Origin of the sequence: Pantanalinema rosaneae CENA516 (assembly GCF_050753385.1) — a bacterium.
Taxonomy (GTDB): Bacteria; Cyanobacteriota; Cyanobacteriia; order Leptolyngbyales; family Leptolyngbyaceae; genus Pantanalinema; species Pantanalinema rosaneae.
Genome location: NZ_JBLZFZ010000009.1, coordinates 145,236 through 170,465 on the forward strand (window position 1 = coordinate 145,236; position 25,230 = coordinate 170,465).

General features: G+C 50.6%; 26 protein-coding genes, 1 tRNA gene, 1 pseudogene and 1 riboswitch. Of the genes and pseudogenes, 13 read left to right on the forward strand and 15 right to left on the reverse strand.

Annotation, left to right across the window (positions count from 1 at the left end; genetic code table 11):
• Positions 1-523 precede the first annotated feature (523 nt).
• Positions 524-1,837, forward strand: coding sequence for a polysaccharide deacetylase family protein (locus tag ACN4EK_RS07350; RefSeq protein ID WP_431657118.1), 1,314 nt, complete (start codon positions 524-526; stop codon positions 1,835-1,837).
• A 4-nt stretch (positions 1,838-1,841) separates the two neighbouring features.
• On the opposite strand, the gene ACN4EK_RS07355 is transcribed toward ACN4EK_RS07350, so the two are convergent.
• Positions 1,842-3,359: a peptidoglycan-binding domain-containing protein gene (locus ACN4EK_RS07355; RefSeq protein ID WP_431657120.1), complete on the reverse strand. Its 1,518-nt coding sequence runs from the start codon at positions 3,357-3,359 to the stop codon at positions 1,842-1,844.
• A gap of 243 nt (positions 3,360-3,602) precedes the next feature.
• On the opposite strand from ACN4EK_RS07355, the gene ACN4EK_RS07360 reads away from it, so the two are divergent.
• From ACN4EK_RS07360 to ACN4EK_RS07375, 4 genes are all read left to right on the forward strand, one after another.
• Positions 3,603-4,892: a M16 family metallopeptidase gene (locus tag ACN4EK_RS07360; protein ID WP_431657122.1), complete on the forward strand. Its 1,290-nt coding sequence runs from the start codon at positions 3,603-3,605 to the stop codon at positions 4,890-4,892.
• A 175-nt stretch (positions 4,893-5,067) separates the two neighbouring features.
• Positions 5,068-6,375: a M16 family metallopeptidase gene (locus ACN4EK_RS07365; RefSeq protein ID WP_431657124.1), complete on the forward strand. Its 1,308-nt coding sequence runs from the start codon at positions 5,068-5,070 to the stop codon at positions 6,373-6,375.
• A 378-nt stretch (positions 6,376-6,753) separates the two neighbouring features.
• Positions 6,754-7,848 (forward strand): tetratricopeptide repeat protein, encoded by a 1,095-nt coding sequence (locus ACN4EK_RS07370; RefSeq protein ID WP_431657126.1) that lies wholly within the window; start codon positions 6,754-6,756, stop codon positions 7,846-7,848.
• 36 nt (positions 7,849-7,884) lie between these two features.
• A complete protein-coding gene (locus ACN4EK_RS07375) occupies positions 7,885-8,124 on the forward strand; it encodes a hypothetical protein (protein ID WP_431657128.1) in 240 nt (79 codons plus the stop codon).
• Between the two features lie 6 nt (positions 8,125-8,130).
• Here the strand turns inward: ACN4EK_RS07375 and ACN4EK_RS07380 are convergent, their stop codons facing one another.
• Genes ACN4EK_RS07380 through ACN4EK_RS07395 form a run of 4 tightly spaced genes read right to left on the reverse strand, consistent with a single transcriptional unit; the run spans position 8,131 to position 10,367 of the window.
• The gene (locus ACN4EK_RS07380; RefSeq protein WP_431657130.1) at positions 8,131-8,733 is read right to left on the reverse strand and encodes a CPBP family intramembrane glutamic endopeptidase; all 603 of its coding nucleotides are present in this window, start codon (positions 8,731-8,733) and stop codon (positions 8,131-8,133) included.
• Positions 8,734-8,773: 40 nt separating this feature from the next.
• Positions 8,774-9,835, reverse strand: a complete 1,062-nt coding sequence (locus tag ACN4EK_RS07385) for a DUF3326 domain-containing protein (RefSeq protein ID WP_431657132.1) — start codon at positions 9,833-9,835, stop codon at positions 8,774-8,776.
• A complete protein-coding gene (locus ACN4EK_RS07390; RefSeq protein WP_431657134.1) occupies positions 9,832-10,014 on the reverse strand; it encodes a hypothetical protein in 183 nt (60 codons plus the stop codon). Before ACN4EK_RS07390 ends, ACN4EK_RS07385 begins: the two co-directional genes overlap by 4 nt.
• A gap of 23 nt (positions 10,015-10,037) precedes the next feature.
• The gene (locus tag ACN4EK_RS07395) at positions 10,038-10,367 is read right to left on the reverse strand and encodes a 2Fe-2S iron-sulfur cluster-binding protein (protein ID WP_431657136.1); all 330 of its coding nucleotides are present in this window, start codon (positions 10,365-10,367) and stop codon (positions 10,038-10,040) included.
• Positions 10,368-10,442: 75 nt separating this feature from the next.
• Here ACN4EK_RS07395 and ybaK point away from each other — a divergent pair, with 75 nt between their 5' ends.
• The gene (ybaK, locus tag ACN4EK_RS07400) at positions 10,443-10,919 is read left to right on the forward strand and encodes a Cys-tRNA(Pro) deacylase (protein ID WP_431657138.1); all 477 of its coding nucleotides are present in this window, start codon (positions 10,443-10,445) and stop codon (positions 10,917-10,919) included.
• Between the two features lie 8 nt (positions 10,920-10,927).
• Here ybaK and ACN4EK_RS07405 read toward each other — a convergent pair whose 3' ends face one another.
• On the reverse strand, positions 10,928-11,164 hold the full coding sequence (locus ACN4EK_RS07405; protein ID WP_431657140.1) for a hypothetical protein: 237 nt from the start codon (positions 11,162-11,164) through the stop codon (positions 10,928-10,930).
• Between the two features lie 138 nt (positions 11,165-11,302).
• Between ACN4EK_RS07405 and ACN4EK_RS07410 the strand changes: the two genes are divergently transcribed.
• Entirely contained in the window at positions 11,303-11,749 is a 447-nt protein-coding gene (locus ACN4EK_RS07410; RefSeq protein ID WP_431657142.1) for a hypothetical protein, read from the forward strand.
• Here ACN4EK_RS07410 and ACN4EK_RS07415 read toward each other — a convergent pair.
• Positions 11,668-12,213 (reverse strand): methylmalonic aciduria and homocystinuria type D protein, encoded by a 546-nt coding sequence (locus tag ACN4EK_RS07415; protein ID WP_431657144.1) that lies wholly within the window; start codon positions 12,211-12,213, stop codon positions 11,668-11,670. The two genes, ACN4EK_RS07410 and ACN4EK_RS07415, sit on opposite strands and share 82 nt — an antisense overlap.
• 43 nt (positions 12,214-12,256) lie before the next feature.
• A tRNA-Arg gene (locus tag ACN4EK_RS07420) sits at positions 12,257-12,330 on the reverse strand.
• A gap of 48 nt (positions 12,331-12,378) precedes the next feature.
• On the opposite strand from ACN4EK_RS07420, the gene moaC reads away from it, so the two are divergent.
• Together moaC and ACN4EK_RS07430 are read left to right on the forward strand one after the other, a co-directional pair.
• Complete coding sequence (gene moaC, locus ACN4EK_RS07425) at positions 12,379-12,894, forward strand: cyclic pyranopterin monophosphate synthase MoaC (RefSeq protein WP_431657146.1); 516 nt, start codon at positions 12,379-12,381, stop codon at positions 12,892-12,894.
• A gap of 76 nt (positions 12,895-12,970) precedes the next feature.
• Complete coding sequence (locus ACN4EK_RS07430; protein ID WP_431657148.1) at positions 12,971-15,562, forward strand: response regulator; 2,592 nt, start codon at positions 12,971-12,973, stop codon at positions 15,560-15,562.
• Between the two features lie 87 nt (positions 15,563-15,649).
• On the opposite strand, the gene ACN4EK_RS07435 is transcribed toward ACN4EK_RS07430, so the two are convergent.
• The 3 genes from ACN4EK_RS07435 to ACN4EK_RS07445 all read right to left on the reverse strand — a co-directional run bounded on the left by ACN4EK_RS07435 (position 15,650) and on the right by ACN4EK_RS07445 (position 18,230).
• Positions 15,650-16,111: a DUF4278 domain-containing protein gene (locus ACN4EK_RS07435; RefSeq protein WP_431657150.1), complete on the reverse strand. Its 462-nt coding sequence runs from the start codon at positions 16,109-16,111 to the stop codon at positions 15,650-15,652.
• A gap of 32 nt (positions 16,112-16,143) precedes the next feature.
• Positions 16,144-16,252: riboswitch (Glutamine riboswitch) on the reverse strand.
• Between the two features lie 167 nt (positions 16,253-16,419).
• Positions 16,420-17,478, reverse strand: a complete 1,059-nt coding sequence (locus ACN4EK_RS07440; protein ID WP_431657152.1) for a lipase family protein — start codon at positions 17,476-17,478, stop codon at positions 16,420-16,422.
• 218 nt (positions 17,479-17,696) lie between these two features.
• A complete protein-coding gene (locus ACN4EK_RS07445; RefSeq protein WP_431657154.1) occupies positions 17,697-18,230 on the reverse strand; it encodes a zinc ribbon domain-containing protein in 534 nt (177 codons plus the stop codon).
• Between the two features lie 173 nt (positions 18,231-18,403).
• Here ACN4EK_RS07445 and ACN4EK_RS07450 point away from each other — a divergent pair, with 173 nt between their 5' ends.
• On the forward strand, positions 18,404-18,898 hold the full coding sequence (locus tag ACN4EK_RS07450) for a hypothetical protein (RefSeq protein ID WP_431657156.1): 495 nt from the start codon (positions 18,404-18,406) through the stop codon (positions 18,896-18,898).
• Between the two features lie 8 nt (positions 18,899-18,906).
• Here ACN4EK_RS07450 and ACN4EK_RS07455 read toward each other — a convergent pair whose 3' ends face one another.
• Positions 18,907-19,812 carry a polyphosphate kinase 2 family protein gene (locus ACN4EK_RS07455; RefSeq protein WP_431657158.1) on the reverse strand — a complete coding sequence of 302 codons (906 nt, stop codon included), beginning with the start codon at positions 19,810-19,812 and terminating at the stop codon, positions 18,907-18,909.
• Between the two features lie 453 nt (positions 19,813-20,265).
• Here ACN4EK_RS07455 and ACN4EK_RS07460 point away from each other — a divergent pair, with 453 nt between their 5' ends.
• Entirely contained in the window at positions 20,266-20,592 is a 327-nt protein-coding gene (locus ACN4EK_RS07460; RefSeq protein WP_431657160.1) for an HU family DNA-binding protein, read from the forward strand.
• Positions 20,593-20,774: 182 nt separating this feature from the next.
• Here ACN4EK_RS07460 and ACN4EK_RS07465 read toward each other — a convergent pair whose 3' ends face one another.
• On the reverse strand, positions 20,775-21,158 hold the full coding sequence (locus ACN4EK_RS07465) for a hypothetical protein (protein WP_431657162.1): 384 nt from the start codon (positions 21,156-21,158) through the stop codon (positions 20,775-20,777).
• Positions 21,159-21,332: 174 nt separating this feature from the next.
• Here ACN4EK_RS07465 and ACN4EK_RS07470 point away from each other — a divergent pair, with 174 nt between their 5' ends.
• Positions 21,333-21,995, forward strand: a complete 663-nt coding sequence (locus ACN4EK_RS07470; protein WP_431657164.1) for a DUF6391 domain-containing protein — start codon at positions 21,333-21,335, stop codon at positions 21,993-21,995.
• On the opposite strand, the gene larB is transcribed toward ACN4EK_RS07470, so the two are convergent.
• Together larB and ACN4EK_RS07480 are read right to left on the reverse strand one after the other, a co-directional pair.
• Positions 21,996-22,808: a nickel pincer cofactor biosynthesis protein LarB gene (gene larB, locus ACN4EK_RS07475; protein ID WP_431657166.1), complete on the reverse strand. Its 813-nt coding sequence runs from the start codon at positions 22,806-22,808 to the stop codon at positions 21,996-21,998.
• Between the two features lie 80 nt (positions 22,809-22,888).
• The gene (locus ACN4EK_RS07480) at positions 22,889-24,676 is read right to left on the reverse strand and encodes an ABC transporter substrate-binding protein (protein ID WP_431657168.1); all 1,788 of its coding nucleotides are present in this window, start codon (positions 24,674-24,676) and stop codon (positions 22,889-22,891) included.
• A gap of 116 nt (positions 24,677-24,792) precedes the next feature.
• Between ACN4EK_RS07480 and ACN4EK_RS07485 the strand changes: the two are divergent.
• A pseudogene (locus ACN4EK_RS07485) lies at positions 24,793-25,230 on the forward strand (hypothetical protein); the annotation flags it as partial.

The following is a 25,230-nucleotide window of genomic DNA, read 5'->3' on the forward strand; positions in this document are numbered from 1 at the left end:
TTTTGTTGAGTGAAAAAAATAGGGATCACCCTATTCATTCAAGAATTTATAGGGGTAAAGATACCGCGATCGCTGGATCAGTTTAGTCATCGCCGTCGTTCTACAAGCTGCATTTAAGCTGCCTCCTCAACCGGGCTACTGGGTCTGGTCAGGGTGACTTCTCTAGAGTGCCCCGATCTAGAGGGATCGTTGAGTTCTAGCAGCCGCGATCGTCGATTCTCAATTCCATGCCCCCCAGATATTTACAATTCTCAATCTTTGAAATTGAAATTCTCCTGCTGCAATTCTGCGGTTAGCGTGTAACCTGTGTAGGCGACAGTCAACGAAATCAAGCGAAATGGGTACAGGATAAGGATTACGATCGCCAAGTTGGGGTTGCAGATGCTCGCTCATTGAGGATTGCTAAATCTGTAGTCATGCTCGATGTGGATCTGGGATCCCGGCGAATTTATGTAGTTGTCTTAAGTTAAATCACGGTATTCAGTAGTTCAGTTGTCGGAATTAAGTTGGTGTTGAGAGAGGAATGGCTTACTCAAATAGTCACTATCAACCATCTATCCTGGAGTTAGCGCGGCAAGGAAATTTTCGAGCGATCGCCTATTGGATCAACAGCCTGTTAGCGCCCCAGGGGATCTACATCCAGGCTGAAGCGACTCGCTCTGGGGGTCTCAAAATCTTTGTCAATTTCCATCAGCAGCGGCGGCGCGATCGCTGTGTCACCTTACGTCAAACCCTGGTGCGGTTCATTTGTTACCGCCTGTGGACACTGAATTCATCAGCAATTCGGGATGTGCGGGTGATTGCTCGGATGGCGGGAGAAACGGATGTGTTGTGGCAACAATCGGTTCGCATCAGTACCCCCGCGAATGGCAAACGGCGATCGCGGCGCTCTGCCCACCGTTCCAGTGCCGCGCAAGTCCGGTTTAGAATTCTCCGTTCCTTCCTGCTGAATCGGTTTGCCTTTGCCGGATTCATCCTGTGCTACTGGTTCCTCTACCTGGAAGCAACCGGCTTTAAGATGGAGCCATCTCCCACGGAGCAAACAGCTCAGTCTGCCCCAATTACGGCAGTGCAAAATCCCGGAGCGGTTCCTGATACCAATCGCAAAACTGAAATTGCTCGTGCCAAACCGATTCAACCGCAATCCCTCACCTTTACGGCTCCCGACGAGTACAAAGGTCAAGTTGTCTATGATGTCAATTCCGTAGGTACAGAGAAAGTCGTTGCCCTCACCTTTGATGATGGGCCTTGGCCGAACACCACCGAGCAGATCCTCGATATTCTCAAGCAACACGATATTAAAGGAACCTTCTACTGGGTCGGTATTCCGCTGCAAAACAACCCAGAGATTGCCAAAAAAGTGGTAGCCGCCGGACATGCGATCGGCAATCATACCTGGCAGCATTTCATGCATAACATGGATGAAGCAACCGCCGCTCAGGAATTAGGCAACACCGCCAGACTCATGCACGAAATCACAGGGGTAAAAAGCACTCTAATGCGACCTCCCGGTGGCAATTTAGAAGGAGGGTTAGCGAACTATGCGAAACAACAGGGTTATACCGTCACAATGTGGTCTGCCGACTCGGAGGACTACTACGTTTCCGCCCCGATCATTGTGGATAATGTGCTGAAAAACACCAAACCCGGTGGCATTGTGTTAATGCATGATGGGGGTGGCGATCGCAGCCCGACGGTAGAAGCGCTGCCGCAAGTCATCGACACTTTAAAGCGTCGAGGCTATCGCTTTGTCACCGTCCCCGAACTGCTCAATATGAAAGCCCAACGCCAATCAACGGTTCGGCAAAAAGGTAGCCTGGAAGGGCGATCGCACTAATGCCTCAATTTGGATTCCGCCAGTACGCCACAAAGGTATTAAAAATCTCTGGCGGAATTTGGCTTTGTAGCCACAAAAAGGCACTGGTTTGATGGGGGTAATTTTTCGGATCGTAATATTTGCCTAAGGTGGCGAGGGTAATCGCGGCATTAGGAGCCGAATTGGGTAACGGTACGGGTTGTCCCATTGCCAGTTCCAGCAAGCGATCCCAGGTTTCATCTCCCACCCGTCCATCCGTGAGGATTAACCCCTGCTGGTTCTGGAAGCTTTTGACGGCCTGGAATGTCCCATAGCCAAAATACCCATCGATCGCAAGTCCCGGTATATCACTTGCCGTTAATAGGGTTTGCAGTTCATGAATCGGGCCCTGTTGCCCCTCGGGTTCCCGCACTTCAGGGATCAAATAGGGTCTGCCCTTGGGGGTTCGGGGTCCGCGCCACTGCGGAAAGAACAGGCGACGGAGGGGAGGCTGCCCGGTGGTAATCGCCGCTTCTGACCAGGGTGGCGGTGCTTCTCCAGCCCGATCGCTGACAGCAACATGCTCCGTCACGGACGGCTCCATCACAGGCTGCAAGAGCTTTTTCCAAGTCACCTCATTCACTTCTCCGGTGGGAATGAGATGGTGCAACCGCTGAAAATGAATCACGGTGCGATAGGTGCGATCGTCAAAGTTACCATTGACTTCCAGGCGCGGATTCACCTTTTGCTGTAAAAGGCGCTGGAGGGTGTGGACGGCTCCATTACTGTCTTCAGCAGATTCTCGATCGCCCCGTCGTAATAACGGGTGTTTCACGTCCGGATCGACCTGGGGCAGGGCAGTGGTTATGGCTGCTGAGGATGAGCGGTTTTCAGCCGTCTCTGCAACGATGGGTGGGAATAGTTCATCCAGGGTATTCAGACTTTTTGGTTTGTCTCGATCAAGCCCCTCATCTGGATCCGCCGATAGTGCTGTTGATGATTCCGTCAGTTGCTTCCAGGTTTCGGCATCCATTTCCGCGATCGCTTGTAAGGATAAATTGTTGTGATCCAGGGCTATCGCCGTTGAGCGATGATTGACTGCCGCTGGCATGGCATCTAATAACGTTGCCCAGGTCGTGTGATCCACAGTGCCATGAATCGGTAAATTCGTCCGCCATTGAAACTGTTGTACCGCTTTCAGTGTTTTCCCACCAAAGACTCCATCTACCACCAACGACAGTCGCACACTGGCGATATTTAACCGCACTTGCAGTTCATACACGGCGGCATGGGTCGATCCATACCCTAAAATCGGGTGAGTCGAGGGGGGATGGGGGGGCGAATCGGGAGCCGATCGCAGGGTAGCCCAGGTGTGATTGCCAACCTGACCATCCGGTAATAAATCATGGGTCCATTGAAAATGTCGGACAGCAGCCTCCGTTTGGTCGTCAAACAACCCATCTTCAGGTAAGGCTGGATAGGCTCCTTTGCGATTTAACAGCCGTTGCAACTCCCGAATGGCGGCTCGGCTACTGTGTCCCCGCACCAAAATTGGATCTGACATAAACCACTGCGATTAACCCTGCAAGCAGTCTAATGCATCCTTTTCGGCTTGAGCGGTTGATTTTTACCTGGTGGGACAATCGATCGCAGTGGGAACCGTCTTTTGAAGTGTACAACCCTCCTCCGGCAGACTCCAGTAATAAACAAAAGAGTTAAGTAAGGATTAAGTAGACATCAAACTCCTTATAATTTTCTATAAATGAGGTGTTAGGTTAGATCCATTAGGAATCCAGGTATCGCGAGTTTGGTAAACCTTTTAGACTGTTCTACCTTTCCGGCTAGCCGGATACAACTGGATAACGGATTAACCGTTATTCACCAATACACGCCCGCGATGCCAGTTGCGGCGGTAGATGTTTGGGTGAAGGCAGGAGCGATCGCCGAACCCAACGAGTGGTGTGGCATGGCTCACTTTCTGGAGCACATGATCTTTAAAGGAACGGAACGCTTACCACCAGGAGCGTTTGATTGGGCGATCGAGTACCGGGGAGGCATGACCAACGCTGCCACGAGTCATGACTATGCCCACTACTTTATTACCACTGCCGATCAGCACCTGGAGGAAACCCTCCCCTACCTGGCAGAAATTCTCTTAAATGCGGCAATTCCCGATGAGGAATTCGATCGCGAACGGGATGTAGTGCTAGAGGAAATTCGCCAATCCTACGACAATCCCGATTGTGTTGCCTTTCAAGCGCTGGCAGAAGCCGTTTATCAGCATCATCCCTATGGGCGACCGATCCTGGGAACCGAAGAGTTGTTACTGCGCCACTTGCCGATGGAAATGCGCTGCTTCCACCAGGCACACTATCAACCCGAGAATATGACGATCGTGGTGGTCGGCAATATTGAGCAAGACCAGGCGATCGACCTGATGGCTCGCAACTTCTCCAACTTTCCCTTGCCAACCGCCTGTCCCTGTCCGCTCCCCGACGCTGAACCCCCGATTCCCAGTATTTATCGGCAGGAACTCCGGCTACCCCGATTGGAACAAGCTCGGCTGATGATGGGATGGCTAGGGCCCGGAGTGGATTCACCCCTGCGGAGTCAGGAGGAGCAGTTACAGGCAGCCTATGGATTAGATGTAATCTCGGTGCTGCTGGCGGAAGGGCGGATGTCTCGGTTAGTCCGGGAACTGCGCGAAGAACGGAATTTAGTCCAGGCGATCGGCAGTAGTTTCTCGCTCCAACGCGAATCGGGGCTATTTACCATCTCTGCCTGGTTAGATGCCGAAAATTTAGAGCGGGTCGAGGCAATCATTGGCGATCGGCTGTCGGAACTGGCGGCTGTTCCTGTCTCTGAGGCAGAACTCGAACGCTGTAAACGGCTTCTGTGTAACGATCATGCCTTTTCCACCGAAACCCCCAGCCAACTGGCAGGTCTATACGGCTATTACAGTGTCATTGCTCGTCCCGAATTGGTCGCTAGCTATCCCCAACAGATCCGTGCCCTGAGATCGGAGGATTTGCAACGGCTGGCGGGGCAATACTTGTCTCCTTATCACTATGCGGCAGTCATCGTGAGACCGACGTAAGCCTGGAGAAGAAAACCATTGGTAGAGGACAGCGATAGGGTAGGTAAGGCAGTACGGGGAGAAACAGGCTGGATAATTCAGCCCCGATCTAATGCCCTCCTGCCTCGAGCCTATCTACCGTTGGGTGTCTGCCGCTCCTGTGCACAACTTTTGCTGATTCTTGAAGGATAATTTCGTGACTCCTGGTTCAACCTACTCTCAGCAGCTTCAGGGTATTCACCGCACCGTTTTAGATAACGGAATGGTAGTGCTCATGGCTGAAAACCCTACAGCAGACATCATTGCGGCTCGGGTCTTTGTTCGGGCAGGTAGCCGCTGGGAACTCCCCCATCAGGCAGGACTATCCCATCTAATTGCCGCCGTACTAACCAAGGGCACAAACCGTTTATCTTCCCTGGAAATTGCCGAACAGGTTGAATCGGTTGGAGCCAGCCTCAGCACCGATGCCACAACCGATTACTTTCTCTTGAGCCTGAAAACGGTATCGGCGGATTTTGAAAACATTCTGAAATTAGCCAGCGAGTTACTGCGATCGCCCAGTTTTCCGGAGTCAGAACTGGAATTGGAACGCCGCCTCACCTTACAGGCAATCCGCTCACAGCAGGAACAACCCTTTACGATCGCGTTTGATCAGTTGCGATGGATGATGTATGGGGAACATCCCTATGCTTTGCCCGGTCTGGGGACAATTAACTCGGTAGCTCAATTGCAAGCCGAGGATCTACATCACTACCATCAAACTCACTTTCGTCCCGATAACATCGTTATTAGTTTGTCGGGACGGATTCAAGCCGATGCGGCGATTCAGCTCGTGCAGCAGGTGTTTGGTGATTGGCAACCGCCTGCCGATCCTCTGCCCACCCTGGATCTGCCTCCCGTCGTAACCCAACCTTTGACTAAAGCGATCGCCCAGGAGACGCAGCAATCGATCATTATGCTGGGCTATCTGGCTCCGGGGATTGGTACCCTGACTGATCCGACTCAGGCAAGTTTGAGTACGCAGGAATATGCCACCCTGAAACTATTAAACACCTATCTAGGGAATGGTCTATCCAGTCGCTTATTCGTGGAACTGCGGGAAAAGCGGGGGTTAGCGTATGAAGTGTCAGCCTTCTATACCACTCGCCTATATCCCGCCCAATTTGTGGCTTACATGGGCACAGCGCCCGAAAATACTCAAATCGCTTTAGATGGCTTACGGCATGAAGTCGATCGGCTGCAAGCCACCCTGCTTACCCGTGAAGAACTGGAAGCCGCCAAAAATAAACTACTGGGGCAATACGCCCTCGGGAAACAAACTAACGCCCAAATTGCTCAAATCTTCGGCTGGTACGAAACCTTAAAGTTGGGCATTCAATTTGATGCAATCTTTCAGGAACAGGTAACCGCTACCACGGCTGAATTTGCTCAAACCGTTGCCCAGAAGTATTTCACATCACCTCATATTTCTCTGGTGGGTCCAGCGGCTTTTGTTGAAGCATAAATTCATCAGTGGTGCCGATTGTTACATCGAAACTTTACAGACAAGCCCCCGTGGTTTCGCTAGGCTAACGGTTAAGCATGGGTCATTAGGGTGGCATCGGCTGTCAATCGTCAGAATTCTCTAGTTTGGCACTTCTGTAGCGATAGGATCAGTACCTCAGCTTCTCAGGCGGCGGATAGTTGCGATCGCGCTTGCGACCGGATTTTATTCCCTGATAGGCTGAGGGAGAATACGGATAGCAGTTTGAGAATACCGCAGTAAAGCCGGAGAGATTACTGAGTTCTCCAAGTCACCAGACAGGATAGTCTTGACTAGAACGGGTTAAGGTCTCTTTCTGGAACAACCCAGTTGAGCCATCTGAAGTGAGAGGCACAGATCATGGATAACTGCTTTCAGTCTCCCATACCTGAACCGCCGAACGGTCTGCCCAAAGCGGGTGCCGAATTTCCTGTTGTTTCTCGCGAAACAGTGGTTCCTGACGATCTGCCGCCTGCGATCGCCCATCCCCTGCAAACTCCGTTAGTCGTTGCCGAACGCCTCCTGAACCAGGGCTATGAGCAATACCAGGCGAATCAGTTTGAGATGGCTTTGGAATCGCTCCAGCAGGCCTATGCCCTGTATCAACAGTTGCGCGATGAAGCCGGACAGGTCAGGGTGTTAAGTAGTCTGGGACAGACCTACTACACCATGAAGCATTATGCCAAGGCGATTAAGTATTCCCAATCCGCCTTAACACTGGCTCAGAGGGTGCAAGACCGCCGCAACATTATCAAAATTCTGGCAACCCTGGGCAATGCCTATCGCCATCTGAAAGAGATGGAAAAGTCGATCGAATACCAGCAGCAAAGTCTGGCTGTTGCCCAAGAAATTCAGGATCGACGCGGTGAAATGGCAGCGCTGAATAACCTGGGACTGGCCTACAAAGCGTTAGGTAATGCGGCGATCGCAATTCACTACGAAGAACGCAGTTTGATCATGGCGCGGGAAGTGGGCGACGATCGCGTCGAGGAACAGATTCTGAAAAACCTGGGGAATGCCTGTTATGCCCTGGGAGATTACCCGAAGGCAATCGATTACTATCAGCAACGTCTGGCTTTAGCGCGGGAAGTCAATGATCATCGCACCGAAGGACAAATTCTGCGGAATCTGGGAAACACCTATTATGCCCTGGGTGACTATCATTGGGCGATCGAGTACAACAAACAGCGGTTAATAGTCGCCCGCGCCATCAACGACCAGCGTAGCGAAGAACAAGCCCTGGGCAGCATTGGCGTTGCCTACGACGCGCTAGGGAACTATGCCACCGCGATCGAATACTACGAACAACGCTTAGCGATCGCACGACGGATGCAGGATCATCGGGTGGAAGAGCAGGTGTTGGGGAGCTTAAAAGTCGCTTACTTCGCGTTAGGAGATGTTGCCAAAGCTGCCGATTATTCTCGCCAACGTCAAGAAATGCTCCAGACAAGGTAAATTGGCTAAAGATTATTTATCGAATCAGAGGTATCAATGGCAACCGTTCGTGATGTTAAAGGGGATCCCAGTACCGCTTGGGATGATTTAAGTTGGGTCGATATGAATAGTGCGGAACAGGCGCTATGGGCAGCGTTGGGTTGGGATGAGGCAAGCTGGGAAGAAGAAACCGATGCCCCGGACTCCGACGATCGCTACTGGGAAGATCTGACCAGTGACGAACAGAAGGCGGCAACTCAACTGGGGTACACCCAATCTCTATGGGATGAAGAATAGTCGCCGCTAATCTGGGACACCATGATGGCGGAGATCGGTCCATTTCCACAGACTGCTGGAGATTAAATTCGTCGCCACATGCGCCACGATCGGCACGAGTAGGTTATTGGTCATTATGGCGCTGATCCCTAACACAGATCCGATCGTCGTTGCCCAGACCACGTAGGGCCACTGCCGGGGACTGCTGAGGTGCAATACCCCAAAGCACAGACTGGAGAAAATCAGTCCTTCCAGATTGAGTCCGATCGCGGGTAACATTACACCCCGAAACAGCAGTTCCTCACTTAACCCCGGTAACAGCCCTAACCAGATCAAGTCTGGTAATACAAGGGGTTTTAGCACCAGTTGCAGATAGTAGTCGGCACTTTGCCGATAACCCGCCCAGACCGTATAAATCAGGGAACTGGCAAGGGTAATCCCGATCCCCAATCCAATGCCTTGCAGGAGTGCCAAGCCCGACCAGCGCAACGGCAGGACATAGGCATTGCCAAAGTGAATCCAGAGTTTGGTGATCAGCAGTAAGACAATGCCAGTAACTCCCATGGCAATTAATACCTGGGTGCGAGTCAAGGGTTCCAGTTCAGGGGGTTCAGGATTGATGTCTGCCACTAGATTAAGTTAGTTAAGAATAATAATGATACTTTAACCACTACCAATCTACCAAACCCTGGAGCGGAGTAATGGTTGGATTCAGCGCCGTAGGACGGAGGCCAGCCCGATCGCACACTAACACCCCGATCGCCTCCAGATACGATCGCACTGGCAAGACTGAAATATTTAACCGCTCTGGAGTGACCTGTAGAGTCGTTGTGTTCTCCATCACAGTAACAATTCGAGTTGCGGATTGGCTCAAGCTGAAGATGGCACTGCCACCACAGGCGGTTGCTGGAATCACCGCCGCATCAATTTGCTCGGCCCAAACATCTCCAGGCTGAGGCTTTGAGTTAGCCCCGATAAATTGGGGAGCCCGACTTAACCCTACCAGGACACAGGGTAGAAAGGTATAGCCCAATTCTTCTGCCGCCGATCGCGGAGAAATTGTGCTGTCCAATGGCAACGGAGATAATGCCGGAGCATGGGCACAGGGAATCTGAAAGGTACGGACGACCAAATGACTGATCACGGCTTCGGCTCCCGCCAGGGGATCAACCCCCTGCCCCTGACGATAGTGCTGTAACGCGATGCTACCCGGATCATCAGGAAACCGAGCCACTACCGCGATCGCCTGCGCCCCAGCCTGGTGGATCAGTTTATCCACGGCACGTAACAGGCTATCTGGATGCTCGATCGTGCCCCAAGTGGCTCCCGATGCTGCTGTTTTCAGGCTGACATTCAGGGGCGCATCTGTGACAACATACTCGGTCAGATCCAAACCTAACGTTGCCCGAGTGGCATCGGCGGCTTGAAGCTGACGTAGTCTCAGGTCAGGTTCAATCCCTTGATCCAGCACCAAACCCATGCGATTTTGCTGGACTGGACGTAAGCCCCACCGTCCGGCGGCAACCTGATCCAGCCCAAACCCCTCCACATACAGGGCATTCGGTAAATTCCAGTAGAGTTGAGCCCCATTCAGGACATTGGGATGGGTAATCAGGCGATCGGCAACTTGTGCCATTGCTCGCGCTACAGGTAACGCATCTCCGGCATAGCCCCCGATCGCCGCCCCAATCCCTGTAGGCACAATCAGTAAAACGGTATAGGGACGGTTCACTCAGTGTCCGCTTGGGTGACAATCGCCTCAACGAGTGCTTTCTGGCGCTCCGCATCCACATCAGTCACCGCCCAACGCAACGGCTCACCGCGTTTTTGCAACTCTGCCTCGATCGCCTGCTGCATTTCGACTGGAGATGCCTGAAGATCAATTTCTGCGGTAATAAAGTGAGTCGTCATAAATCACCTGGTTAGAGTTGCCGTTATTTTTGCTGGAACTGTCCGAACTGAAGATGGTACACCGTATCTTCCTTGTCCGTCTCTAATTTCAGATCTGAGCGGGGGTAAGCCACACAGAGTAATGTATAGCCCTGGGCTTGTAATTCGGGACTAATGCCCATTCCGTCTCCCTGCTCTACGGTTCCTTCCAGGAGCAACGCCGCACAGGTGGTACAAACTCCTGCCGTACAGGAACTGGGCAGATCCAAACCAGCCACATTATTCGCGACATCCAGTACCGTTTTGTCTTCCGGGACTTGAATCGTGTGAACGTTCCCTTGATGATGAATTTCTACAGTGTATGTTTGGGTCATGACTGAATACAAAACAGCCGATTCAAAAAATTATAGCGATCGCTCTGTACTTGACCCTACCACTTTTTGTTCCCGATGAAGACGAATGCCATTCGCATCTTGGATACTCTCACGATTCCCTACGAACTGCGGGAGTATGAGGTTGATCCCAATGATTTAGCGGCAGAAACGGTTGCCGAGAAGATTCACCTGCCACCAGAACAGGTGTTTAAAACCCTGGTGGTACGCGGCGATCGCACAGGCATTTTACTCGCTGTAATTCCCGGCAATACACAGCTTGATTTGAAAGCCCTGGCAAACTTGTCGGGCAATCGCAGCGTGGAACCTGTGCCCCTGAAGGAGGTACAGCCATTAACTGGGTATATTCGGGGTGGCGTGACCGCTCTAGCCTGCAAGAAGGCCTATCCCGTCTATGTGGATGAATTCGCTCAAATCTTTGATGTGATCTCGGTATCTGCGGGAGTGCGGGGTTGCCAAATTTTGCTGGCTCCGGCGGATTACCTTCGAGCAATCAACGGCATAGTGGGTATGATCTCCCAGGACAAATCGTAGCGTAAGATCTAGGATTCAATTTCCAGTTCGCCGCGTTTAAACTTCTCGATGATGAACCTTCTGTACAGTTCTGCTTCCTCAACCGACATTTTGCCATCGGCAAACACGGCTGCTCGGATGCGATCCATTTCCTGACGCGAGATTTTACCGTCCGCGATCGCATGTTCCAAGATCGCTTGTAAGGCGGCTAAATCCTGAGTTTCTACGGTTGAAAGCACCCCAATGTCTGACTGTACATTATCCATCGATGATTTCTCCTAGTTGCGGCGCTAGCGCCCTCAAGTGCGGTCTCATTCCATGCAGTGTACCCCCCTGGTTTTGGCAATCCACCAGCTTTACCAGAAAAAAACAATTCTGAACGGATCATCAACTCACACGACCTGATGAACAGCCATCCTTCGGCAATCTGCCATCCGCTTGCAGCGGGACAAATAATTTCCAGCCCTGGTTGTCACTTCAGCTACCGAATTATTGGGCCCTGTTGTCGGTTATTCGATCGCGAGCAACTGCCCTGGCCCTGTTGTCGGCTGCAATGGCGGGGCAAGGAACCCAGTTGGCGACGGATTGGCAGACGCTTGATTGTTGATCTGGCAACTCATCACTTTCCATCCTATAGCGTCGAAATTGTGGGACAACAACCGTTGTCCCAGGAACCACTAGTGATGACGTTGTATTGGGTGAAGCTGCCACCGCTGATCAAAGACTGGTGGTATGCCGATAACCTCAGGCGATCGACCACCCTATCCCCTCAGCCACCTCTGGCAACCATATCCTCAGTCACCCATCTGACCAACTCCGGTGGTGCCGAGGAGAGCAATACTGAAGGGTAGACTGCCGCTCCCCACGTAGGATGGAGAATGACGGAGCAACCACACTGCCCCTGGGTAGGATAGCCCAGGCAATCTCGTACAACCGCTACATCATCCAGATGCAACGTACCGGGAGGAGACAAGGTAGGTAAGCCAGTTTTAGGATCAAACAACTCTGTCTGGTAGCCAAACTGCCGCAGGCGATTGACCACCGTAGACCCAAATGCTAGAAATTGCTGCCGCAGTTTTTGTTTTTCAGCTTCCGTTGCAGCCGTGTGATCTCGCAAATCACATGCCGAAAATTGCAGCACGATTAGCACAGATGCCACCGGACACTTCCAGCTTGGGAGCAGATCCTCTGTGTGAGTGCAGATATAGGAACTCGGCACATGGGTGGAACAATGCATGGAAGATGGCTGAGGCGATCGCCCAATGCCTGGTAGGAAGAACCGCCTTCTACTTCTTAGCGTACTACCTACCCGCATAACCAACTACAGCTAGGATGCCCCAACGATGGATAATAGTAAACGGGCGAGGAGGGATTCGAACCCCCGACACCGTGGTCCGTAGCCACGTGCTCTAGTCCACTGAGCTACACGCCCTTGCAACGTCTCTAATTCTAACAACACTGACTGAAGATGTCAAACCTTTTGCCAAATCATTCTGAATCCGCCGTAACCAACTCAGCTTTAACCCATCTGGATGCCCAGGGAGAGGCTCAGATGGTTGATGTGTCCGGCAAACCTCAAACCGTCAGGCAGGCAGTTGCCGTTGGTCGGGTACGGATGCAACCAGCGACATTAGCGGCGATCGCGGCAGGCAATGCTCCGAAAGGGGATGTGTTGGGAACTGCCCGGTTAGCCGGGATTATGGCAGCCAAACAAACGGCTCAGTTGATTCCCCTCTGTCATTCGCTTCCCTTACAAAAAGTAGAAGTTCACTTAGAGGCGGATCCGGATTTGCCGGGATATCAGATTCGGGCAGAGGTAAAAACAAAAGCGGAAACGGGAGTGGAAATGGAAGCCCTGACGGCAGTGTCGATCGCGGCTCTGACACTCTATGACATGGCAAAGGGATTAGAGAAATCTATGCAAATTGAAGGGATTCATTTGGTGAGTAAAACGGGGGGCAAGTCGGGAGATTATCACAGGTTTGATCCACGCTAATGCCCGTCACCCAGGCAGGCAATCGGTAAGATGATAGCTACGGTCGATCTCGATCGAGGAAACAATAGGTTACAGCATGGTCAGTAATTATACGGTGATCTTAGTGGGACTAGGGTTGGCGATCGGTATCGTTGCCTGGTTCAAACGTCAGCGCTTCTTACAGGGGCAGGATCACCAATTTCAATCCTTAATTCGGGAGATCCCGGTTGGCATACTGCTCCTGAATCCCCAGACTGAGATTGTGGTTTGGAATCCCGTTGCGGCTGATCTCCTTACCCTCACTGAAGATGCGAGTCAACCGTTGCCGTTTGGCAAACTCGCTACCTGGCTGAAGGAAGACGGTACTCCGTTTATAGCCAGCGAATTACCTGTCCAACAAGCGATCGCCCGCCGTCAGCCAATTCATGATGTGATCATGGGCTGGCGACCACCCGGCACCCGCGAATCCCGGTGGTTACTCGTGCATGTTACACCTCAATGTACAAAGGATGGTCACGTTGAGCAGGTTGTTTGTACCTTTAGCGACATTACCAGCCAGAAACAGGCAGAAGTGGCGCTACGACAAATGGCAGATCGGGAGCGCACACTGATTCGAGTGATTCAACGTATGCGGCAAACGTTGGATTTAGAGCAAATTTTTAACACGACGACTCAAGAACTGCGGCAAGCCCTGAACTGCGATCGGGTAGTCGTGTACCGCTTCAACCCGGATTGGAGTGGTGAATTTGTCTCAGAGTCTTTAGTAGAGGGTTGGCAGCCCTTACTCCAGGCACAATACTCCGAGCCCGCCTTAACTCAAGTCACTGTGGATGAACCAAAGTGCGTTGTTAAGAGATTAGATAGCCAGGATACGCTGATTCAAGATACCTACCTACAGGACACCCAGGGCGGCATGTATCGTCGCGGGGTCAGCTACCGTTGTGTACCGGATATTTATGCCGCCGAATTTACTCCCTGCTATATCGAATTACTAGAACGGTTCCAGACGCGAGCATATATCATTGTGCCGATTTTCTGTGGCAAGCAGCTTTGGGGGTTATTGGCAACCTATCAAAACTCCCAGCCCAGAGAATGGGAGAACACCGAAATTAAAATGGTGACGCAAATTAGTAACCAATTGGGAGTTGCCATTCAGCAAGCCGAACTCTTAGCTCAAACCCAACAGCAGTCGGCTGAATTACAAAAAGCGAAGGAAGCGGCGGATGTAGCAAATCGGGCAAAAAGTGAGTTTCTGGCAAATATGAGTCACGAACTGCGGACTCCGCTGAATGCCATTCTGGGGTTTGCCCAATTAATGAACCGTGATCCTGAACTGGCGAGCAAACATCAGGAATTCACCAGCATTATTAGTCGCAGTGGCGAACATCTATTGGACTTAATTAATGACATTTTGGACATGTCTAAGATTGAAGCTGGAAAAGCCACCTTAGCGGAAACAGACTTCGACCTTTACTATTTGCTAGACAACCTGCGAGATATGCTGCAATTGAAAGCCATCTCTAAAGGACTGGAACTAATCGTTGAGTGTGAACCAACCGTCCCCCAACTGATTCACACGGACGAAAATAAACTACGCCAAGTTTTAATCAACCTGGTTGGCAATGCGATTAAGTTTACAGCGCAGGGTAAGGTAACCTTACGCGTTCGTTTAGCTCCAGACCGTTCGGAGTCCAGCCCGGATGTGACCTCTGTCCTACCTTTAAACTTCCAAATCATTGATACCGGATCGGGGATTGCTTCCAATGAAATGGATAAGTTGTTTACTGCCTTCGGACAAACCAAAACTGGCATGAAATCGGGGCAGGGAACTGGCTTAGGTCTGCCGATCAGCCAAAAATTTGTCCAATTGATGGGAGGCACAATCAGAGTAGAAAGTGTGGTTGGGCAAGGCTCCACCTTTCAGTTCACCATTCGGGTGCGTCCAGCCCTGAAACCTCAGGTCAACCTCACTTCTACTAAAGGGCAGCGGGTAATTGGACTGGCTCCTAACCAACCTGACTACCGCATTTTAGTAGTGGAAGATAATGCCACCAATCGCTTGCTTTTAACTAAATTGCTCCAGCCGTTGGGATTTGAGGTGCAGGAGGCCGTAAATGGGGCAGAAGCGATCGCGCTTTGGCAACGTTGGCGACCACACCTGATCTGGATGGATATGCGTATGCCAGTTATGGATGGGTACGAAGCCACACGGCAAATTAAACAACAGGATACCGATCACGAAACGGTAATCATTGCGCTCACCGCCAGCGCATTTGAGGAAAAACGGCAAGCGATTTTAGCGGCTGGATGTGATGATTTTGTTCGCAAGCCGTTTCAAACCAGCGAATTACTGGGCAAGATGAGCCAATACTTGGGAGTTCAATATCTCTATGAAGAGTTTGAGCCTTCGGGGTCTGCAACAGCCGAATTTCAACTTTCAAATGCAGCCATCGGAGAACCCAGTAGCCGCGATCGTCTAACCAGCATCAGCCTGCAAATTATGCCGCAAGCCTGGTTGCAACAATTAAATCGTGCTGCGCTGCAAGGTAATGATTTACTTGTTCTGGAACTGGTACAAGAGATTCCACCAGAGCATCAGGCGATGAAACTTGCCCTAGTCAATCTGGCTGAAAACTTTCAATTTGAACAGATTATGACGCTGAGCCAGGAGGCGGTAAATCTGGTTTAAACACACAAAGAGGCACAGTTGCTTGTGCCCCTTTGATAGGTTCAGTTAAGAGATTAACTGAGGGTGACAGAATCCTGAATCAAACAATTAGCTAAACACAACCGAGTTCCAAGACCGATTGAAAACCGTTTGCTGCCGGTTTTTCAATGCCCGGAAATGATTCATGGTGAGTACCCGAGCTTGATCTTGCATTGACATAACAGGGGCATCAACGACAGCTTCAACTGCCGGTTGCTGGGAGTCCATACCCCGGTAGGTCAGAATCGCATTTTGAGATTCTGCTTTTGCCACTTCACCTAACCGATAGCTGGTTCCGCGATACTTTAGATCGACAGCCTTCGGTGCAACAGCAGCCGTCATATTAGCAGCTTCAGGGGAATAGGACATGCCCCGATAGGTCAGAATCGCATTCTGGGACTCAGCTTTTGCCACTTCGCCTAACCGATAGCTAGCTCCGCGATACTTCAGATCAGACGCTGGAACAGGTGGTTTGACACTGGCTGTTGCAGGATTTACTTCGTAGCTAATACCTCGATAAGAGAGTTTCATCGTCGCCTCCAAAAAGATCTGTTGAGATTTGAGGCGCGTTCCTTCGGGAGTTTCCCTACTTCCGTCTTGCCTTACCCTGCGAACCCGTAGATCGATTCAAGTCGTCTAGAGGTTTTAGTCAATGCAAGGAAGATGAACGATTTATCTTTCTGTATATTACACTACCGTTTGCCAGTAAAAGCAAATCTGTTAACAAAAATTAACATTTCTGGTGATCGCAAAGGCAAACCTGACTCTCTCCCGCTAACCACAGGCGGCTAGTAGGAGAGGGACGCGATCGAGTACGGAAGTGGGCAACGATCGCCCCCCTAGGCTTGGTAATTCTCAAAGCTGTCATTAATGGCGGCACGGTACAGCGTGATGGCATGGTTAGGCGCGATGTCTCCCGTGTAAAAAACAAATGACCAGGGTTGCCCCACATGGCGGTACTCCTGGTTGCGGACTTCTGAGGGGGGCACCATTACCACGGTATCGGTCAAATTAATGATGCGATAGGTATTGGGAACCATCTGTTCATAGAAGTTCGCAAAGGCAGGATTGCCGACTCTAGGGGAGGCGTAGGTATAGAGCCGCAGTTGATCTTTGAGTTTGGGATTGTTTGCCGCTAGATCGGCGGCTGCCAGGGTTGCTAATGCTCCCCCTAAGCTGTAACCCGTGATGTAGCAAGGAATCCTGGGATCCAATTGATTCACAGCATTCAAAGTTTGGGGAGCGAGGGTATTGTATAGCCGGAAAAATCCCCGATGCACTCGCCCCTGATTGATTCCGGCTTGCATATAATCGGACTGCTCCAACTGAAGATTCGCCAACCAATCTCTGGTTGTCTGTGTACCGCGAAACACCACAATATTGTGGTCTGCACTCTTTAAAACAAAGCCGAAGTAGACAGGTACGTTTTGACCAGGACCGCCCAGTAAAGACCGCGCCACCCGCAGTTCGACCGGGAGATTACTCCCATCATCCATGACAGAGATCGAGGTAGTTTGCGTATACCGATCGAGGGTGTTGCTATAACTGGGTAGCGAGCGAATGTTGCCGTTGTACCGGGGATTCCTTTCCCCAGCTTGAAACTGTTCTAATGCCAGTTGGCTACATAACACCAGTAATTTTGAGATATCGCGATCGTAGGGAATAGTTGGCTGAATTGCTTGACTGGTGGGAGGATTGAGCCGATCTTCTCCTCCCGTCTCTACATCGCCATCGTAATCAAATAGGGACTCTACCGCGTCAGTCACAACTTGCGCGTGAATGGGTTGAGCGGCTACCGGATCTGTGTCAACAACCATGTGATGTGCGATCGCTGCCGCACTAGCAGCCCCTGCCCCTAAGCCCGTCACCAAAAGCTGCCGACGATTCAATTTAGCCATACGAGTGCCACTACCCCACTTATTTACTACTAGAGAAAATTTTAGATGTAGATGTTCCCTGTACCTCTGTTGCCATTACAGAACACTGGTCACTGAATCATTGGATTCTGAGTGATCAGGGATCGCCAATCCACACGTCGTGTCATGGCAGCATGACTTAGATCTAACAATAAATTTTATTCAAGTAAATTGAGGGATTTTCCGGAGGGAAGACGGGTTTAGAACTGATGCCCACAATTAGAACAAAAGCGATCGTTAGGTTCTACTCGTGTTCCACATTGGCTACAAAATCGGCGTTCCTGGGCGGTTGGGGAGGGTGGTGTCGGAGGGGATCCCATTTGCATCCCCATATTGCCCATTTGCATCGTCATGGGATTCATAGTCATCTGCATGTCACCCATTTTCATTGGCTGCATTGGCTGCATCGGTGGCATGGATGTTGTAGAAGCACTGGCAACCTGACGCATTTGCACTGAGTGGGCGCTCCCGATCGCCGAAACATCATGACTCATGCCCATATAGGTACCCTGGATTTGAATCAGCGACTCCGTTTGGGCAGTGGTAATTTTAATCATGGCACCACCGGGAGTCTGAAAGATTTGTGGCGGTGCTGTCCAAGCCCCCGTTTGAAATCCGCAACTCGATTGCTGTTGCTGTCCGGGTTGGCTACTACTCAGGGTGACGATCGTTTGGTTCCCTTGACAATCTAAATAAATCCGCTGTCCTGTATTCAGGTCGCATTCATACGGCATAATGAACTCCTCCAGTCGGATTTGCGAGTCGCTACCTTAATTATCCTGGCTTTTTCAGGTTTGCTCGGAGGAATTGATCGATAAATCAATAAATCATATTGTGGTGCAATGGCAGACTCGATTTTCTAGTACGTGGTTACTATATTAAAGGGCAGTTTGAGTTGGATAGTGGTATGGATGTGATCACGCGACGGCTATCGGTGACAGAATTGAGCCAGCGGATTATTGAAATGGCAAAAACAGGGGTCTATCGGGAATCGGTGTTTGAAGCATTTCAGCCGCTTGCGACGAAAAAGCAAATTCGGGAAGCGATCGCCCATGCCAAGCGATTTGGTCTACATTCCGTCGCTAATCTCCGGGATGCCGAATTAGGCACCTATTACCAGGTCGATTGGATCAAGTATGAATCCCTTCAGGATCGGCTGCATTCTCCAGTTCATCTTGGTAATGATACCGACCTAATTCAACGGGTCACCGATGCCACAACCGCCGTTCAGCGGATGTTAGCGATCGCCAAAGGACTGACGATCGCCTTAGGGCTGACCAGTATTCTGGGATTTCTGGGCGGGCAGGAGCATGTGGGATTTGGCTTATTGAGTGCCACGATCGGGGCTACCGTCGTTTGGCAATGGCAACACTGGTTACTGCGATCGGTGACCCGCGAATAGTGTCCCGCTCACGACTCGCTTTCTAGCATGGCTTTGACCCGCAACAATTCCTCCCGGTGAGCCTCACTCACAGTGGGATAGGCAAGATTCAAAGATTTCAGTTTTTCATGAATGAAGTAAGCCACCGTTAAACGGCTAAACCATTTGCGATCGGCCGGGATGATATGCCAGGGTGCCCATTTCGTACTGGTGTGGGTAAACAGATCTTCATACGCCTTCATATAGTCATCCCACAACAAGCGTTCTTTGGCATCGGCAGTAGAAAATTTCCAATTTTTTTCCGGGCGATCGATGCGTTCTAAAAATCGCCGTTTCTGTTCATCTTTAGACACATTGAGAAAGAACTTTAGCACTAAAATGCCATTGTCTACTAGATACTTCTCAAAGTTGTTGATTTCCTCAAAGCGCTGTTGCCAAATCTTTTTCCCTTTTGCTTCCGGTGGTAGTTGTTGTTTTTCCAGAATCTCGGGATGCACCCGCACCACTAAAACTTCTTCATAATAGGAGCGGTTAAAAATTCCAATCCGTCCCCGTTCGGGCAGGGCTTTAAACGATCGCCAGAGGTAGTCATGGTCTAATTCTTCGGCTGAAGGCGCTTTAAAGCTAAACACCTGGCAACCCTGGGGATTCAACCCCGACATCACATGCTTGATTACCCCATCCTTTCCTGCCGCATCCATCGCTTGCAGAATAATCAGCAGCGCATAGGTATTTTGGGCATACAGAATATCCTGGTAGTACGCTAAGCGATCGATGCCAACCTGTAACACGCCTTCAACATCAGCTTTTTTCAGCTTGGCAGTGTATCCCGGATCAAAATCCTTTAGCCTGATCTTAGAACCCGGTTGAGCAATGATCTGGTTGGCATCAAACTGGGCGAGAAATTCTTTAACGTCTAAAGCTTTAGTATCCATAATTTAGCCTTGTCGTAAATTGCGACTGTTCTAAGAGGATGTTTTAAAAGTATCAAAACGATTGCACTAGCCCCCTAAATCCCCCAATTCTGGGGGACTTTGAATCCGGTTCCCCCCAGAATTGGGGGGTTAGGGGGCAGTTCAGATAACGATTGTGACTTTTCAAACGCCCTCTAAAGTAAATCACCCTAAAGCGCGATTCCTGGCTCGACAGCGTTAGCAGAAATGCGAAATCTGATTTAAAGACCTAAAGAAACGGCGGCGATCCTCAGCGTTGTCAAGAGGTAATTAGGAAGCTCTCTGTTATAACTTATTTCTGATTTAGAGGCTAATAGCAAATAATTTTTGTTTTTCTTCAACAATTCTGCTGAGAAATGTTGTTTAGATGACTCATCTTTCAACAACTGCACTATAATCTCTGCACAATTTTGAATCTGGCAAGAGGCTTTCCTAATGAACAAGAGTGAATTGGTAGATGCGATCGCCCACAAAGCGTCTGTGACTAAAAAAGATGCAGACATGGTTCTCAGTGCCGTGATGGACACGATTATGGACACGGTTTCCTCGGGTGATAAGGTGACACTGGTTGGGTTTGGCACCTTTGAGGCACGGCAACGTCAAGCCCGCGAAGGTCGCAATCCCAGCACCGGAAAGCCAATTAAAATTCCTGCCACAACGGTTCCAGCCTTCTCAGCCGGAAAATTGTTTAAGGAAAAAGTGGCTCCGGCGGCGGAAGAAGCTGAGGCGGAAACCAAATCCAAGAGAAAAGCTAAAAAGTAACTTGGCGATCGCTAGAAGTGGTCTGAGGCAATCCCTGTGCTACTACCTGGAAACGAAGAGGATCGTCGATCGAGTTTCTGGTTTAGGTTGGGCAGGGGTTATTTTCATGAAGACTTCCACGAATAAAGGCACCCCTGGGAGTGCCTTTACATATCATCTATTACCGATCAAACCCGCTTGAACTACTCGTTCAACGGCTCTTCACCCTTGCCGGAAGGAATCTGTTCTTGCACTTCCACATCTTCACCCCGCACCTGCTTGAAGAAGGCTTTCGTGCCTTCCGGCAGCGGTTCATCTAAGTTCAGTTTCTCCCGCACCGTATCCAGTAAACCACCCCCCGTTGCCTCTGCTTGATCCTTGATTTGTTCGGGGTTAATTCGCACTTCGGTATTACTGCGATCGATCTGATAACGGCTCGCTTCCGGGGTCATGGTTGCCGCCTGCACCGAGAGGTCATCACCAAACTGCCCTAAAACAATACTCACCAATAACGTCAAACTCACTAAAGCCGTTGCTAGTATTTGACCAAAGGAAATTTTCTGTAAAGCGGTAGTGATTTGTTTCATAAAACCATGTCTAGATAACTACGCTATTTAGTGTTGAATGTTTACCGTTCCGAAACATCAGTCTGCCGATATAGCTATTAACTACAAATTGCAACAACGCCCTACCATACCGCACCACAAACGCTAGAGTGGTTAGAATCCGCATGATTGTGACTGTTTTGGAGTTGTGCTGCCATGACTCAATCAACCTCTGGTTCCGCTACGGCTGGCTTCTGGGACTCCGATATCCTGGATATGCTATTTCCGTCCCATTCCTCTACTGAGCCAAGACCGCATCAAGATACCGATCTACTGCGGCAGCTTAACTTCGTTCCCGGTCTGAAAGAAATTTTGATGTTGCGGCAGGTTCATGCGCTGGAACATGCCACTGTTTGGGTCTTGAGCGATCGCGCCCGGTTCCGACCTACCATCCCAGCGACCAGTGATACGCAGGAGTTAGGTGGCATGTCTACCGATCGCGGCTTTTATTTGTATGGTCAAGTGCAACTAGAGGATCTGAGTCGTGCCGTACAGATTGCCCTGCGACGAATTACCTCCGGTGAATGGGATCTGGCGGTGCATCCTCGCTGCGGCACCAACCTATCTGTAAGCATGTTACTGACGGCTGGTTTAGCACTAGGTACGACTGTATTTATGCCTCGCGACCCGATCGGGCAACTGGTAGGCTTTGGGGCAGCGGCGGCGGCAGCTTCGTTTCTGGCTCCCGATCTCGGTTCCCTGGCACAACGGTATATCACCACCTCGATTCCATTTAATTTAGCGATCGCTAACATCACCCCCATGCACGATCATTTTGGTCGTCCGACTCACTTTGTCCAGGTGCGCTGGATGGACTAATTACCGTTGAGTTTTCAGCCGTTCATGCAAACGATTCGCTGTTCTGAGGATCTGTCCAGCGAGAATGGCGGCACCAAACCCATTATCAATGTTGACTACACCAATGCCAGCCGCACAGGAATTCAGCATTGCCAACAAGGCTGCCAAACCATTAAAGCTGGCTCCATAGCCAACACTGGTGGGAACGGCAATCACCGGACAATCGACTAACCCGCCCACGACACTGGGTAACGCACCTTCCATTCCTGCCACAACGATGAGAACATCCGCCGCCGCCAGGGTTTCCCGTTGACTCAACAGTCGATGGATGCCAGAGACTCCGACATCCCAGAGTCGCATCACCTGAAATCCCCAGAGTTCAGCCGTGACCGCCGCTTCTTCAGCCACCGCCAGATCCGCCGTACCTGCCGATAGCACCCCGATCGTGCCGGCATATTTCGGTTGGGTGGGATAGGGTTGATGGGTTTCGTTTTTACCTTGTACCGCACAAATTCGAGCGGCGGCGTAGTAATGCAATCCAGGAACGACATCTTTCAATTGGTCGTACACGGCTGGTTCAATGCGGGTTGCCATCACGACTGAGGTACGGTGACGCATCACTTCCATAATTTGGGCAATCTGGTCGGGGGTTTTGCCGGGACCCCAGATCACTTCGGGAAAGCCAGTTCGCAGGGCGCGGTGATGGTCAATCCGGGCAAAGTTTTCGACGGGTTCATAGTTGAGAAATTTGAGTTTTTCTAAGGCAGCTTCAGGGCTAACCTGACCAAGGGCGATCGCATTCAGTAAATCTTTGATAGCTTCGGGCTGAGTCACAATCAACTGCAATGAACAATGAACGAAATGAACAATCCTTCTTATTTCTACCGTAGCCGCTACAGAACAGTGAGAGTTGATTAGCGATCGTTAATTTGTAATTCCGGCATATTCCATAATCCCCAACTGGGTAAACCCGAATACTTGAGTCCGACTAAATCGTTACGAGCTGCCATTAAAGCAGAATCATTGACGAGCAAAATAATCGGTAAATCATCCTGAACAATCTGTTGAAACTGGGCATAAATTTGTTTGCGTTTGGTTTCATCCAGTTCTTTGGCACCCGCGATGAATAAGCGATCGATTTCCTGGTCAAATGTTGTGGGTTGCCAACCTTGTAAGGGTTGCTGACCGGGCTGGGTGGCTAAATTAAAGTAATGAGAACCCCCGTTACTCATCCAAAAATTCGCCGCACTATGGGGTTCAATCCCACCCGTAAAGCCAATAATGTGAGCTTCCCAATCGCGGCTGGTGGAGAGTTTTTCGCCTAACGTGTTGAAATTAATCGGGGTGAAATCGACTTGAATCCCAATCCGAGCTAAATCTTGTTTAATTTGAGCCCCGATCGCCTCTCGGACTTTATTCCCGGCATTGGTCAGCAGATTAAACCGGACTCGATTCCCGGCAGCATCGAATAACTGTCCCTGCGGATTGTACTGAAATCCGGCTTGCTGCAATAAGGCTTTAGCTTTCTGCGGATCGTAATCATAGGTTTTCACCGCACTGGCGGGGACAAAGTAGGGGCTTTGTACCGAAATGGGCGAATGTTGGGTGACTCCTAACCCACGGAAAATATTGGTATTCATGCGATCGCGGTCGATCGCGTAGGCAACCGCCTGCCGAAATGCCAGGTTGGTAAACCACTTCAGTTTGACTGGATCGACGATCGGCTTGCCTTCGCTTGTCCGAGCCGAATTCTGGTTAAACGCCAGATACAACATACCCGACCAAGCTCCCCCGTTATAAACCTGAAAATTGCCGCGTTGTTCCTCGCGTTTCAGCAATGAATAATATTCGGGACGCAGGGGACGGGCATCCCCCATGACATCCAATTCCCCTGAGCGAAACCGCAATAATTGCGTATCCGTATTTTCAATAAACTGCCAAACAATGCGATCGATGTAGGGGAGCGGTTGACCCTGGGCATCTCGCCGCCAGTAGTAAGGATTACGGCGAAATACCAAACGCTGTCCTGCCACATAACTATCCAGCCGGTAAGCGCCATTTACGACAATTTTTTCCGGTGGCGTATCTGTTCCCCAGGTGGATAGAAACTGAAGATTACCATCGCTCCCTTTCTGACGAATCGTTGGTTCCAAAACATGCTTGGGTTGGATCAGAATGCCATCCGGTGCCGCCGTCGCTCGCAGAAAGGGTGCAAACGGTTCCGGTAAGAGAAATTCCACCCGCCGATCGTCCAACTTCCGGACGGTGGGAAACAAGCCTTGGGTACCAATTCGCACACTATCCTTGGCATCGGCGGGAATCGCTGGGTTAAAAACAATATCCCGATAGGTAAACACCACATCATCAGCCGTGAGTGGTTGTCCATCTGACCACTTCAGCCCGTCTCGTAAAGTGAAAGTAATCCGTTTTTGGTCTGCCGCGATCGTCCAAGACTCGGCTAATGCTGGTTCTACCTCGCCAGTGACACCGTTCTCGCGCGTCAAGCCTTCAAAGGCAAACAGAAAAATATTGGGAAAGGACTGATTGTTGGCGTAATTGAAGGTACGCGGATCAGTCAGGGTACTCAATACCAGTTGCTTCTCAGCCACCGCCGTTTTAAATTCAGCCGGATGGCAACTGACTAAAATTGCTAGCCCGACGACTCCCAAGCCCAACAGTACCGATCGCAGAATTCGTCTCAAACTTCCCCACCCTTAATCACGCTCATCTTGTAGTAGTCTGCCACGCGAATTGATTTCAGCCACGAATTCGATCGCTCCCTTAAGATGGAAGATGCGCCAACCAGGAATTTTGTTTTATGTCTGCGACTTCTCTGCCCTCCCCTCTCCCCTCTGACTCCACGATCGCACCCCTACCCTGGGAAACTCCCACTGTAGCCGAAGCTCCCCAGCAAGCTGTTCCCCTCCTCGGCAAATCGCTGGCAGAACTGACCGACTGGATGCAGCAACAGGGACAACCTGCCTACCGGGGTAAGCAGTTGCATCAGTGGCTCTATCAACAGGGTGCGCGATCGCTGATGGACATTTCTGTTTTTCCTAAACAGTGGCGCACCGAAATGGCAGACGTAAACATCGGGCGATCGCAGATTCATCACCGCAGCACTGCCCCCGATGGTACGGTGAAGTTTCTCCTACGACTGGCTGACGGGCACATTATTGAAGCCGTGGGAATGCCGACAGTGAAGGGGCAAGGTTGGGGAGGTAGGGGAGATAGGGGCTGTCTCTTATACACATCT